This window comes from Solibacillus sp. FSL K6-1554 (assembly GCF_038005185.1).
Classification (GTDB): Bacteria; Bacillota; Bacilli; order Bacillales_A; family Planococcaceae; genus Solibacillus; species Solibacillus silvestris.
The window spans coordinates 3,427,780-3,440,824 of the sequence record NZ_JBBOSS010000001.1 but is presented as its reverse complement, the minus strand read 5'-3'; the positions used below and the strand labels follow the sequence as shown (position 1 = coordinate 3,440,824).

Annotated in this window: 17 protein-coding genes; 7 read left to right on the top strand and 10 right to left on the bottom strand. The window is 37.5% G+C overall.

Going from position 1 to position 13,045, the window contains the following annotated elements; genetic code table 11:
• Nucleotides 1-40: 40 nt before the first annotated feature.
• Both MHB58_RS17130 and MHB58_RS17125 read left to right on the top strand, forming a co-directional pair.
• On the top strand, nt 41-823 hold the full coding sequence (locus tag MHB58_RS17130; protein ID WP_008406477.1) for an enoyl-CoA hydratase: 783 nt from the start codon (nt 41-43) through the stop codon (nt 821-823).
• Between the two features lie 127 nt (nt 824-950).
• On the top strand, nt 951-2,120 hold the full coding sequence (locus tag MHB58_RS17125; RefSeq protein WP_014822739.1) for a hypothetical protein: 1,170 nt from the start codon (nt 951-953) through the stop codon (nt 2,118-2,120).
• Between the two features lie 136 nt (nt 2,121-2,256).
• Here the strand turns inward: MHB58_RS17125 and MHB58_RS17120 are convergent, their stop codons facing one another.
• Entirely contained in the window at nt 2,257-2,442 is a 186-nt protein-coding gene (locus MHB58_RS17120) for a YhzD family protein (RefSeq protein ID WP_008406474.1), read from the bottom strand.
• 282 nt (nt 2,443-2,724) lie between these two features.
• Here MHB58_RS17120 and yhaM point away from each other — a divergent pair, with 282 nt between their 5' ends.
• Nucleotides 2,725-3,660, top strand: coding sequence for a 3'-5' exoribonuclease YhaM (gene yhaM / locus MHB58_RS17115; RefSeq protein ID WP_014822740.1), 936 nt, complete (start codon nt 2,725-2,727; stop codon nt 3,658-3,660).
• Nucleotides 3,661-3,848: 188 nt separating this feature from the next.
• On the opposite strand, the gene serC is transcribed toward yhaM, so the two are convergent.
• A complete protein-coding gene (serC, locus tag MHB58_RS17110) occupies nt 3,849-4,946 on the bottom strand; it encodes a 3-phosphoserine/phosphohydroxythreonine transaminase (RefSeq protein ID WP_014822741.1) in 1,098 nt (365 codons plus the stop codon).
• A gap of 250 nt (nt 4,947-5,196) precedes the next feature.
• Between serC and MHB58_RS17105 the strand changes: the two genes are divergently transcribed.
• Nucleotides 5,197-5,532, top strand: coding sequence for a zinc ribbon domain-containing protein YjdM (locus tag MHB58_RS17105; RefSeq protein ID WP_008406469.1), 336 nt, complete (start codon nt 5,197-5,199; stop codon nt 5,530-5,532).
• 195 nt (nt 5,533-5,727) lie between these two features.
• Here MHB58_RS17105 and MHB58_RS17100 read toward each other — a convergent pair whose 3' ends face one another.
• Nucleotides 5,728-6,576: a peptidylprolyl isomerase gene (locus MHB58_RS17100; protein WP_014822742.1), complete on the bottom strand. Its 849-nt coding sequence runs from the start codon at nt 6,574-6,576 to the stop codon at nt 5,728-5,730.
• 147 nt (nt 6,577-6,723) lie between these two features.
• On the opposite strand from MHB58_RS17100, the gene MHB58_RS17095 reads away from it, so the two are divergent.
• Nucleotides 6,724-6,828, top strand: a complete 105-nt coding sequence (locus tag MHB58_RS17095) for a YjcZ family sporulation protein (protein WP_081483416.1) — start codon at nt 6,724-6,726, stop codon at nt 6,826-6,828.
• A gap of 93 nt (nt 6,829-6,921) precedes the next feature.
• On the opposite strand, the gene MHB58_RS17090 is transcribed toward MHB58_RS17095, so the two are convergent.
• From MHB58_RS17090 to MHB58_RS17070, 5 genes are all read right to left on the bottom strand, one after another.
• Nucleotides 6,922-7,107: a hypothetical protein gene (locus tag MHB58_RS17090; RefSeq protein WP_008406465.1), complete on the bottom strand. Its 186-nt coding sequence runs from the start codon at nt 7,105-7,107 to the stop codon at nt 6,922-6,924.
• Nucleotides 7,108-7,140: 33 nt separating this feature from the next.
• The gene (locus MHB58_RS17085) at nt 7,141-7,680 is read right to left on the bottom strand and encodes a DUF3267 domain-containing protein (RefSeq protein ID WP_008406463.1); all 540 of its coding nucleotides are present in this window, start codon (nt 7,678-7,680) and stop codon (nt 7,141-7,143) included.
• Between the two features lie 139 nt (nt 7,681-7,819).
• Nucleotides 7,820-8,383 carry an HTH-type transcriptional regulator Hpr gene (locus MHB58_RS17080; protein WP_173364531.1) on the bottom strand — a complete coding sequence of 188 codons (564 nt, stop codon included), beginning with the start codon at nt 8,381-8,383 and terminating at the stop codon, nt 7,820-7,822.
• Nucleotides 8,384-8,567: 184 nt separating this feature from the next.
• Nucleotides 8,568-8,936, bottom strand: coding sequence for a YtxH domain-containing protein (locus tag MHB58_RS17075; RefSeq protein WP_008406460.1), 369 nt, complete (start codon nt 8,934-8,936; stop codon nt 8,568-8,570).
• Between the two features lie 180 nt (nt 8,937-9,116).
• Nucleotides 9,117-9,536 carry an HIT family protein gene (locus tag MHB58_RS17070; RefSeq protein WP_008406458.1) on the bottom strand — a complete coding sequence of 140 codons (420 nt, stop codon included), beginning with the start codon at nt 9,534-9,536 and terminating at the stop codon, nt 9,117-9,119.
• A 396-nt stretch (nt 9,537-9,932) separates the two neighbouring features.
• On the opposite strand from MHB58_RS17070, the gene MHB58_RS17065 reads away from it, so the two are divergent.
• A complete protein-coding gene (locus MHB58_RS17065) occupies nt 9,933-10,682 on the top strand; it encodes an ABC transporter ATP-binding protein (RefSeq protein WP_014822744.1) in 750 nt (249 codons plus the stop codon).
• Nucleotides 10,666-11,844 (top strand): ABC transporter permease, encoded by a 1,179-nt coding sequence (locus MHB58_RS17060; protein WP_014822745.1) that lies wholly within the window; start codon nt 10,666-10,668, stop codon nt 11,842-11,844. Before MHB58_RS17065 ends, MHB58_RS17060 begins: the two co-directional genes overlap by 17 nt.
• 64 nt (nt 11,845-11,908) lie before the next feature.
• Here the strand turns inward: MHB58_RS17060 and MHB58_RS17055 are convergent, their stop codons facing one another.
• Both MHB58_RS17055 and MHB58_RS17050 read right to left on the bottom strand, forming a co-directional pair.
• Nucleotides 11,909-12,436: a chromate transporter gene (locus tag MHB58_RS17055; protein ID WP_014822746.1), complete on the bottom strand. Its 528-nt coding sequence runs from the start codon at nt 12,434-12,436 to the stop codon at nt 11,909-11,911.
• The gene (locus tag MHB58_RS17050; RefSeq protein ID WP_014822747.1) at nt 12,433-12,984 is read right to left on the bottom strand and encodes a chromate transporter; all 552 of its coding nucleotides are present in this window, start codon (nt 12,982-12,984) and stop codon (nt 12,433-12,435) included. The genes MHB58_RS17055 and MHB58_RS17050 overlap by 4 nt, the downstream gene beginning before the upstream one ends.
• Nucleotides 12,985-13,045: the final 61 nt, after the last annotated feature.

Genomic DNA, 13,045 nt, shown 5'->3' with positions numbered 1-13,045 from the left:
TCGAAATGAATGATTATTCATAAATAAGGGGTGTATACAATTGAACTTTGAAACAATTAACTTGGAAATTGCGGAGCGAAAAGCAACATTAACATTAAATCGCCCGAATGCTATGAATGCAATGGATTTTACGATGATGCGAGAGCTGGCGGATTGCTTTGAAGCGCTACATAATGAAAAGGATGTTCAAATTCTTATCATTAGAGGAGAGGGGAGAGTCTTCTCAGCGGGTGGCGATGTTAAAATGATGGTATCATCAGACGACTTTTCTGATTTTGGAACGATTATGGAAGACATTTCACGTTTAGTGAAGGCTTACTATACACTTCCGATGATTACGATTGCACAAATTCATGGTGCTGCAGCTGGTTTAGGCTTCAGCCTGGCACTAGGAAGCGATATCATTGTTGCGGAGCAATCGAGTAAATTAGCGATGAACTTTATTGGAATCGGTTTGGTTCCGGACGGTGCTGGACACTTCTTTATGAAGGAACGTCTAGGGACACCAAAAGCGAAGCAAATGATATGGGAAGGAAAAGTGTTAAACGGGAATGAAGCGTTAGCATTAGGACTCATTGATTATAACGTGGAAGATGGTCAGGCATCTGTAACAGTGGACCAACTTGTAGGTAAGCTGCTGGCATCACCGATTTTGGCGATGATTGAAACAAAGCAGATTTTGCATAATTCGAATTTGCCTCATTTAGAGAAAGTTTTGGAAGGCGAATCTGCAGGGCAAGTGAAAATGCGCCAAACACAGGACCATTTAGAAGGAATTCAGGCATTTGTCGGAAAGAGAATGCCGCAATTTGAAGGAAAATAGATACATGTCGGAGGAAGCTAGTGAAACATCGCTGGCTCCTCCTTTTTTATTGGGCTATAAAATATTTACTGTACAACATTACCGAATGCTTATATGATAGGGAAAGACGAAAAATGGAGGTACCTTCATGGACCAAATTTGGCTATCAAATAACCGGCGACAAATTGTGCACAATGTGTATTGTCCCAATATAAATGATGCGATTGCAATTTGCGAAATTGAACTAAAACAGCTAGATCAGGAACAGAGTAATTATTTGGAAGTGCCTTTTGAGCAATATCATGAAATACATGCACATTTTAATAATAGCGATATTATTAAACAAGGTGCTTTCACATATGAGCAAGTCCGTCATATATTAGATGCTGGTAATATCCACAATCTAGTAATTGATGAAAGAGGTTGTATCGATTTTAAGAAAGAAATAATCGGAATGAGTACCGCAATTTCTTTCGCCCAAAGTAAATGGAATGGTGCAGAACGAAGTACCGCAGTTGAAAATGCAGTTCTGACAGGTCTAACAGTAATAGGAGAACCGTTTGCTGAAGAAATAATCGAAAAGCAAATCGATAATCTGAATATTGTGGACCATATTGAGCTGGATGAAGGTATTGCTAGTGCAGTAAAGAAAAACGGTGCAAAAGCAGTAGTGAAGAGGATGGCTAGTACGGCGACGAAAAAGGCAATGTACAGCTCTGTGATCGCTAAAAAAGCCATCACATTACTAAATGCAAATGTTGTAACAGGAGCCATCGTAACAGGTGTCATGTCGAGCGTCGATATTATCCGTGCGATTAAAAATCAGATGTCTCCGGCACAACTATTTAAAAATATTTCCAAAACAGCTGCAAGTGTTGCAGGGAGTATTATTGGTTTAATCGTTGGCGGAGGAATCGGCTTATCGATTCCGAATGTTAGTACAACGGTCATCAGTTTAATAGGCGGGATCATCGGTCTTATTATAGGGAGTATATTGACGACAACTCTTGTCAAAAAAGTACTTGATCTATTTATAAAAGATGATGCTGTTAAAATGCTGGAAATTTTTAATGAGGAGCTTATCAATTTAGTAGAGCAATATTTATTGAATGAAAAAGAGCTTCAACTAGTGTTAAGCGATTTTAATGAAATGTATAATATGCAGGAAGAGTTTCGGAAGATGTATGCAACAGAGGATCGTGTTGCCTATGCTAGAACTATGATCGAAAAGGAATTGAATCGTATCGTTCGTCTGCGCATGTATTTGCAAGTGCCAACAAATGAAGAACTATATGAGGCAATAAAACGTTTAGTATAAAAAAGAGGTGCCCTGAATTTCAGGGCACCTTCTCATTTACCCCAAATTAACGGGGAGTAATTTAGTATTCTAGATAGCACAGCGGCAGAGGAAAGACCCCTGCCGCACGAATTGAAGTTACGCTTTATGTACGTTTTTAAACGTGGAATAAAATTAATTTACCAGATGAATTTACTAGTCGGTGAGTTTTTTCAGCAATACCTTTTTCTTCGATTTGCTTTTGACCTTCGATTTTTGCTGCGTCATCGTTTGCGAAATTCCACACTTCATCAAATAATGTTTCCCCAGTTTTTTCAAATGCAGTAAAACGATAATTCTCCATTTAAACCACCCTTTATAAGCAAGATAATATAATTATACTAGAAATTTTCCGATAATTCACGAAGCAGCTAACATAATTCAAGAAATATTTGCAGTTTATGAACGGCTCATGAACATTTTAATCCTTCAATATTTACCCGAATCTTTATTTTGTTAAACGCTATTTCGCGAAAAAAATTTAGCATTCGTTAGCGGGAGTCGCAATTGATAGTCTTTTAAACGGTAAATATCGCATATACATGTTACAATAAATTGTAATAGAGTTATAAAGGGGCGATTACTTGTGAATGGAATTACAAAACTCCAACCTGGTGAACAAGTGGACCAATATTTATTGATTAAAGAAGCAAAAAAAGGTGTAACGACTGTCGGCAAGCCTTTTATGTCACTAATTTTACAGGATCGTAGCGGCGATATTGAAGCCAAGCTATGGGATACAAACGAGGAACATGAAAATTTATACCGTGCACAGGTAATTGTAAAAGTTGGGGGAGAGATTCACGACTACCGTGGAAAAAACCAACTGCGTGTGAAGCAAATCCGACCTGCACGTGAAGAGGAAGGCGTTCAAATCAGCGATCTTTTACCGACGTCTGCGGTACCAAAGGAAGAGTTATTTGAACAGCTGACACAGTACTTCTTTCAAATTCAAAATCCGAATATCTCGCGTATTACACGCAATCTTACAAAAAAATATCAAGACCAAATACTGATTTACCCTGCAGCAACCAAAAATCACCACGACTATGCATCAGGCTTACTTGACCATGTTGTATCGATGCTTAAATTAAGTGAGGCGATTTGTGATCTATATCCTACATTAAACCGTGATTTACTGTATGCTGGGGTTATTTTACATGATATCGGTAAGGTCATTGAGCTGAGTGGTCCAGTAGGTACAATGTATACAGTGGAAGGCAACCTGCTTGGTCATATATCCATTATGGTCAATGAAATTGGTCAAGCTGCCAATGAGCTGAAAATCGAAGGAGAAGAAGTGATGCTGCTTAAGCATCTAGTATTGTCACATCACGGTAAAGAAGAGTGGGGCAGCCCGAAAAAACCTATGATTCAAGAAGCGGAAATTTTACATTATATTGATAATATTGATGCGAAGATGAATATGCTGACTCGTGCCCTTGATAAAACAAAACCTGGTGAATTTACAGAGCGTCTATTCCCGTTAGATAACCGCTCATTCTACAAGCCGACGATTTAAGCTGCCTCGGTTCCATCTGTGGCAACGTTTTTTGACCAACTGGTTTTTGACCCCGGTCCGAAGAAAAGCATCCTCCGTAACGGAGAACAACATCTACAAGACAGATATAAAAACAAGGCCGTTCAATTTTACTCAGCGTAAATTTGAACGGCCTTTAATTATGGGGAGGATTATTTTGGCTTTAATTGTTATTGATTATCCTGCTGAAATTTTACCATGAAATCAGCTAGGGCTTTACATGTTTCAAGTGGGACCGCATTGTAAGTAGAAGCGCGGCAGCCTCCTACAGAGCGGTGACCATTCAAACCGACAAACCCGGCTGTTTTTGCTTCAGCAAGGAATTTCTTCTCCAGCTCTTCATCTGCTACACGGAACGTAATGTTCATCAATGAACGAGAATCTTCAGTTGCATGCCCGTAATAGAAACCATTGGAATTGTCGATCACATCATAAATATACTTCGCCTTTTCTTCATTACGCTGCTCGATTGCTTCTAAGCCACCTTCAGCTTTCACCCATTTCAATACTTCACCTAACATATAAATTCCGAAAGTAGGAGGGGTATTGTACAGCGAGTTATTTTTAGAATGTGTTGCGTATTTCAACATTGTCGGGATATTTGAATTTGCTTTTTCAAGAAACTCTTTGCGGATGATGACTACCGTTACACCTGAAGGTCCTAGGTTTTTCTGTGCACCCGCATAAATCATGGCAAAATTTGATACATCAATTTTCTTCGATAAAATATCAGAAGACATGTCTGCAATTAATGGAAGATCCCCAGTAGTCGGGAACGTTTTCCATTGAGTACCAAAAATTGTATTGTTCGATGTTAAGTGAAGGTATGCAGCCTCTTCATCGATTTGGATCTCCGATAGAGCCGGGATATTTTTGTAGTTATTGCTTTTTGAGCTTGCTGCCTCTACAGGTGTCCCGAATAACTTCGCTTCTGCAAAGGCTTTTTCTGACCATGCCCCTGTTTGGATATAACTTGCCTTCTGTCCTTCTTTTAAGAAGTTCATTGGAATCATTGAAAATTGTAGGCTTGCTCCGCCTTGTAAAAATAGTACTTCATAGTTTTCAGGGATATCATATAACTCGCGTAAATTTGCTATCGCTTCATTATGTACTCCTTCAAATTCAGCACTACGGTGACTTAATTCCATTACAGACATACCAGTACCTTTAAAATCTACTAGTTCTGCCTGTGCTTTTTGTAAAACTTCCAATGGTAATGCTGATGGACCAGCATTAAAGTTAAATGCGCGTTTTGTCGTTACTGTCAATGCAATCACTCCTGAATTTTAATATTAGAATATATAAATTGATAATATACCCTTTCGGAACAAATATGTGAAAATTCTTGAAATTATTTTTCTAATAGACATAAAAGAGAAGAACCTATAGAAAATTTATAGATTTTTGTCACTAAGGAAATAGGAATGTTCGTGTTTAGAGCCATTTACTTGTATAACCTTGTTTAAAATAAGGATCTGTGCGAGTATAGAGGGGATGATAGACAGGGGGTATATAAAAATGGAACAATTACCGAAATGCCCGGAATGCGGGTCTGAGTATACGTATGAAGATGGTCAGAATTATGTGTGCCCGGAATGTGCACATGAATGGTCTCAATCGGAGGAAACAGTGGAAGAAGGATTAGTCGTGCGCGATGCAAACGGCAATCTGCTAGCTGATGGGGATACCGTAACAGTTGTTAAGGATTTAAAAGTAAAGGGAAGCTCCTCTACATTAAAAATCGGAACACGTGTTAAAAACATTCGACTTGTAGAAGGCGACCACAATATTGATTGTAAAATTGACGGTTTCGGTGCAATGAAGCTGAAATCGGAATTTGTAAAGAAAAACTAAAAAATGCGAGGCCCATTTGTGGGTCTCGCATTTTGTCCCGTATTAACAAGTAGTAAATCTCGCGCCTCTAAACTTAAGCAAGGCGAAAATGTCAGGCGGGAGATCGACTCCCCGTAAAAGCCTGATTGGATCAACTAACAAATCCGTGGGGATGAAGAACCCCACGGATTGAATTTTCACTTTATATATCAACGATTATTCAGCTTTAATGCCTGAAAATGCGTCTTTTAAATCTTTGTCTTTTACTTTTACATCGGCTTCTTTAATTAACTCTGCCATTTTTGTGTTCCAATCAGCTTTTGTAGCTGCAATTGATTCACGGATTTCTTCTTTTTTGTCTTCAAGTTTACCGTAATCTTTAACATCACGTTTCTCAGTCACTTGAATGATGTGGAAACCGTGCTCAGATTGTACAGGTTCACTGATTTCATCGATTTCCAATGCATATGCAGCATCGTTGAATTCAGGCACCATTGTCCCAACTGTAAACCAACCTAAATCTCCGCCTTGTGCACCAGAACCTGGGTCAGTCGAGAATTCTTTTGCTAACTTCGCAAAATCTTCACCGGCATCTAATTTAGCTTTGATTTCTTTTGCAGTCTCTTCATCTTCCACTAAAATGTGACGAGCGTTTAATTCTTGAGATGCTTGGTTATAGTACTTTTCGATTTCCTCGTCTGTTACTTCAACATCTTTTAATGCTTTTTCTTGTAACAATGTGAATCGAATATTTGTTTTTAACGTTTCTTCCGTTAAATTGCTTTGTGCTAAAACAGCTTCATAGCTTTCACCATACTGCTCTTTTACACCTTTTAATTCTTCTTCGATTTCCTCATCTGTTACTTTATATTTATCGTTTAAAATCTGTTCAACTACTACTTGTTGCAGTAATTGATCACCAGCGATATCCTTCATTGAATTATAAAATTCTTCTTGAGTGATATCGCCAACACTTGTTGATACTACAACTTCATCGCCTGGATTACTGCATGCAGCTAAACCGATTGAAGCAGCAACTGTTAATGCAAAAATGGTCTTTTTCATTTGAATACGCTCCTAACTTAACTTTAATGCAATTGTAACTATAACATAAACGATTTAAAAACAAAATGGTTGCATGTGTATAGTGCCTAAGTTTTGTAACAACAGGCGCATACGATATTGAGAGAAAGAGAGAAGGGAGGTGGCAATATGGGTGGCGGAGGTTACAATGGCGGCGGCTACGGCTCTGGCTTTGCTCTATTAGTTGTATTGTTTATCTTATTGATTATTGTTGGTGCAGCTTTCATCTACTAAGAAAGCAAGGTGTGTTAAAAGTCTTTACGGCTTTTAACACACCTTTTCCAATTATTGAAGTATGGATAAAAATCTATTTACATAAAAAATTTTTTAAACGGCTAGCAGTACTTCGACATACATGCTCACAAGTAAAATCGTAATTAGTACATTAATCGTACGGAAAATTTTTGGTTGTTTTTCTTCTGGAATTTCACGTCGACTGCATAATGCGGCAGTCATTCGATTTATTTGGAATAAGTATATTACTGAGAATAAGATTACAATAAGTAGTAACAAATTTATTCCTCCCCTCTAAAGCATCATTAAAACCTAAATATCAATAGGAACTAAAATTTCATAACCTCTTGGTGTTTCTTCAATTATAGCATTGTTTGGTGCATACATTAAATTTTTCACATATAAAAAATCCATTAGACAAATACAAGAGTGAAAAGCGAGCAAACCACTAAAATAATGCGCATATTCAGGGAAATAAATGCCCCCGGCAATCAATGCTGAATTAATAACAATAAAAGGTGTCACAAGTGCGAAAATATAAGATTTTTTTGGAATACCGTTTTGCAGGCGCATCCGGACAACTGGCATGAAATGTTGAATCTTAAAACGAATGACCAGTGATTTTCTATGCTGAAGCAGAGCGAAATAATGTAATAATTTGTGCATAGGATAAATAAAAGGTATTACTAATAAAACTAACCATAAATGGCGATCGATATGCTTACCGTTAAAATTAAAACTAAATGCAATATATGAAAAGCAAAATACAAGGACGAAAAGAGTAATTGCCAATAGTACAAGTCTTCCCGTACCGTATTCGCGCTCAATGTTGATCGTTTTCCAACAATGCATGTGAGCCCTCCTAAAACATTATGGAAAAGGATGTATTATGCTTTTCCATTAACGAAACAATATTAAACATAAAACTAACTATAATCAATAAAAAAAGAAATGTCATCAATTAAAATTGGCGACATTTCTTCTACAAATTTTATGAAGTTGTTGTGATTGATGGCTTTCCCTTGTCATCAATTGTTTCTTTGAAGTTAAAGAATGAACGTTCGAATATTTCGATGAAATCATCCCCGTAAATATTTCGGATAACGGCCATTACATCTAAAAACTCAGGGAATCTACCGTATAGTTCTTTTAATGGCAATGCACCTGTTAAAATCGTATGTTCTGTATCGTGATAATGATCATACATACGTAAAATGAGTTCTGCGCCTTTATCAGTTAACTCCACATATGTATTACGTTTGTCTTCATCACGTTTTGAGAAAGTAAGTAATCCACGTTCTTCTAATTTTTTTGAAAAGTTGAAAGCGGTAGATACATGCATGACACCAAATTTAGCTACATCTGAAATGGAAGCACCTTTCAAATGATATGAAATCCATAAAATATGATGTTCATTAATATTTAAATCAAAAGGTTTAATCCATGTTTGCCAATCTTTTTCGATAGCTTTCCATAGTGCTTTCGAAAGTTGTGCGACTCTTTGGCTAAATAACATAGCCTCTCTTTGCGAGTATAAATCTTCTGTCAAAGCAATCACCTTCTTCTTTCATTTAACATTTTAAAATTATTATAGCAATAAAAGAAAAGAGTTTAAAGTTAGAAAAATGGAATAATTCAACATTGGTTGATTTATGCTATAAAAAGATAAATTTGGGATTGAATTGACTGTTTTTGTTATTTTTGATGGTCCTAAAGTTATAGTGATGAATTTGTATTCATTACTCGTTATTTCTAGTTGAAGGGATATTTTTCTCGATTTCACTTATAGAATTCTGTAATTTCTCTATTTCTTGTTTTAAGTTTATTGCTTCCGGTTCTATCTGAGTTTTGAAATTTGCGAAATTATCCTTTAATTCATTTACTATACTAGGCATACTATTTTGGACTTCTGCCTTTAAAGTTGTGATCGATTGCTTTACATTATTTAGTTCGTATTGAACATCTTGAAGTTTGGATTTGACGTTTTTCGTATTTTCCAACAGGTTTTGTCGTAAAGCCGTCCCGGATTGTGGTGCTGTAAATAAAATGACAGCTGCACCGCTAACGATACCTGTTGTAATACCTAGTAAAAATGATTTTGCTTTCATATTGTTAACCTCGCTTTATTTATATTTGTTATCCAAATCTTTTTCCAAATCCATCTTCCGATAAACATTGGAAAGATTGTGGGAAAATGTACTAAAAGAAAAACCAGCATTTTCACTTATGAAAAAGATGCTGGCCATCGTCTCCTCATACAATTATGTAGACATAACTGAGTGGAGCAATTATAAGTGTGATTTAATTTCCTCAGAAAGTGTTGAAAGCACATCTGGCGGGAATTCCTGTGAACGACCATTCCAGTTGACCACTAGTCCATCTTTTTCGTCATAGCGTGGAACGAGATGCAGGTGGTAATGGAAAACGGTTTGACCTGCTTCAGCACCATTATTATTAATCGTATTCATACCAGCCGGGTTAAAAGCAGCTTTAATGGCATTAGCAACTTTTGGGGCAGCGGCATATAAATTACGTGCCACATCTTCAGACATTTCAAATAGATCTTTACAATGTGTTTTCGGAATTAATAGTGTATGACCCTTTGTCAACGGGGCAATGTCCATGAAGGCAAAAGTATGCTCATCCTCATAAACCTTAATACTTGGAATTTCACCGGCAATTATTTTGCAAAATAAGCAATCACTCATCTTATTTATCGCTCCTTTTTTATTTTTGATTTTCACCATAAGAAGTTAGAAAATAATGTTATTGTAAGTTGAAAGGTATACAGTGGGTCAGAATCCGTCGGAAAGTGTGCGCCAGCAATGAACATCAACTGTACAACCCCAATTTATGGTGAACATACTATTATTTTTCTTTATTCTATCATAGATTATTTGGAAAACTACTTTCTTATATGAAAGAATTACTTTTAAACCCGTGTTAACGGGTCCTTGAAAGCGTGGCGGCGGAGTCAGCATTTCCCGTAAAAAATCCCGGCTGAATGAAGTTTCACATTATGTTCTTTGAATTGAGTGTTGCATTCAGTGTTCAATTTTATTCGCTTTTGATAAACTAAATTTTAGAAAAGAGGAGTGACGACTGTGGCAATTTTACAACTGCAAAATGTAACAGGTGGTTATACGAGAAAACCTGTGATTCAAGATCTATCATTTGAAATTAACAAAGGAGAGCTCGTTGGATTAATCGGCTTAAATGGTGCGGGGAAAAGTACGACGATCAAGCATATTATTGGCACGCTCTTACCACGCTCTGGTGAAATCCGTTTAAACGGTGTGACGTTAAAAGAGGATTTGGACAAGTACCGGTCAAGCTTCTCTTATATTCCGGAAACACCCGTACTATATGAAGAATTAACATTAAAAGAACATTTACAATTAACGGCAATGGCATATGGTTTAGATGAAAAAACATTGAATGAGCGTTCTGAAGTTTTATTGAAGGAATTCCGTATGGAGAAGCGATTAAATTGGTTTCCGTCGCACTTTTCAAAGGGGATGCGCCAGAAGGTAATGATTATGTGCGCATTTCTAGTCGATCCAAGTCTGTATATTATCGATGAGCCGTTTGTCGGTTTAGACCCGCTCGGCATCCAGTCATTGCTTGACCAAATGGACGATAAAAAACGTGCAGGTGCATCGATTTTAATGTCGACACATATTTTATCGACTGCAGAAAAACATTGTGACCGCATCATCTTACTTCATGAAGGACGTGTTCGTGCACAAGGAACAATGAATGATTTGCGCAAAGCGTTCAATATGCCGACTGCGACACTGGATGATTTGTATATTGCAATGACAAAGGAGCAGGACAATGAACAGCATGCATAGTGTATGGGCTAAGCGCTTCGAGCATTACATCGGCGAAGTGATGAAGTATATGCGCTTCGTCTTTACAGGGCATATTGCGATTGTCCTTGTCTTTATCGCAGGGGCAGGGGGATATCAGTACAGTGAATGGCTGAAGGTCGTGCAGCCTGATTTTCCGGCAGAATGGCTCATTGCCCTTGTGATCGGGTTCTTAGTTGCATTAAGTAGACCTGTCACATTGCTGAAAGAACCCGATCAAGTATACTTATTGCCGCTAGAAAGCCAAATGCCGAACTATTTCAAAAAGGCGATGAACTGGACGTTTTGGTCACAGCTATTGTTGCCGGTCGTTCTGTATATTATAACGATTCCGTTATTGAAAGAAGTTACGACACTTAGCGTAGCTGAAATTTGGCTGACAGCTCTATTTATCGCGGTTCTGAAATTTATTAATGTGCGCGCCGAATTCAATTACCGTTATGCGAATCGTGGGAATGCCGTACTAATGGACCGTTTCGTACGGGCAATCGTGTCGATTATCGGAATTCAAATGACATTGGCAGACGGTTTGATTGGCGTCGTATTTCTCGTTATGATGGCTTATTATACAGTTACATTGAAGAAAAAAGTACAGGATAATCCAGTACCTTACGAACATTTCATTAAGCTCGAGCAAAACCGAATGATGCGTTTTTACCGCTTTGCCAACTACTTCACAGATGTTCCGCATTTAAAGGGCTCTGTAAAACGTCGTGCTTGGTTGGATATTGCGTATAAAGCGATCAGCTATAAAAAGGAAAACACGCAAGCCTATTTAATTTACCGTACGTTTATCCGTACAGACGACCATTTTTATTTATGGGTGCGGTTAACAGCAATTTCAGCTGTTGTAGCCATGTTTATTACAATTCCGTTTGTAACTTGGATTGTTGTCGGTGCTCTGGCATTTGCGACAACGCTTCAGCTTAAGTATGCACTTATGTCAGCAGGGGATTTCCGAATGGACATGCTTTACCCGATTCCCCGTGATACGAGAAAGCAGGCTGTTGCAAAACTGCTTCGTCAATTGAGCATTGTACAGGCTATTATTGTGACACTGTGTGCAGTAATGCAGCCACAGTTTTATTTCATTCCGATTGTCATTATTGCAGTCAGTGAATTGACGATGAGAATGTCAAAATAAAAAATCGCTAACCCTACGTATGAGTTAAGTAGAGGTTAGCGATTTTTTTATTAACCAAGTTAATTTACAATAGAAATCCGCCAATTAATAATCCGGCGGCGATTACTATAATAGAAGGAACTTTGAATTTTTCCAGAGCAATATAGCTGCCGACAATCATTAAAATCGTTGGAATTAATTTATTTGATTCATAGGAAGACTTGGCGAAATCGAATGTTAATGTAATTAATAATACGGCAATTGCAGGTAATACAAAGCTTGATAACCGCATTACTTTAGGCGAATCTCTATATTTTTGTAGAAGATTCAAAAGTGTGATCATTAAAATCAGGGTAGGGGCTACTGTCGCAAATAACGCTATAATACTCCCTAAAATACCACCAACTTCAAAGCCGATATAACCCGCCATCTTCGTTGCGATAGGACCGGGCAGTGAATTTGCCAAAGCAAGAAACTCACTGAATTCACTTTGCGTCATCCACTCATACCTGTCTACCACTTCATGTTCAATTAACGGGATTGAAGCAGGCCCGCCTCCGTATGCCAAAAGGTTCGGTATTAAAAATGCAATAAAAAGCTCCCAAAATATCATTGTTCTTTTCCTCCTTTATTGGGCAATGCCAGCGCCAATATTAAGAGGGAACCGATGATAATCCCAGGGTGGAGATCGAATACAACAATCGTTATAAAACTGAATACGAAAATAATTGCGCTGATTTTTAGACCTAAAGCTTTATGCGATTTCTTTAAAAAGTCAAATGCATAAATCCCCATCATCACTGTCACAATGGGTATGACACCTTTAGACATGTTGTTGATAAAGTCAGAGTTACTGAATTGGTTTAATGAATTTAATAATAAAATAATTAAAAGTACAGTAGGCATAACCGAAGCAAACAGAGCGTTAATTAATCCGAGAAAACCGCCTATACGGTAACCAATGTAGCCTGCCATCTTTGTCGCAATTGGACCAGGCAATGTGTTTCCAATCGATAACACATCAGAAAAATCATCATCTGTCATAAGTTTATATTTTTCAACCACTTCTTTATGAAGCAATGGAATGATTGTCGGACCTCCCCCGAATCCAAGAATTCCTGAAACAAAGAAAGCTTTAAACAACTGAATTTGTATTTTCACATAATAACCGCCTTTTGTTTAGTGAGAAGCAGAATAGTTCGGAAAACGAAAGATTTTCTAA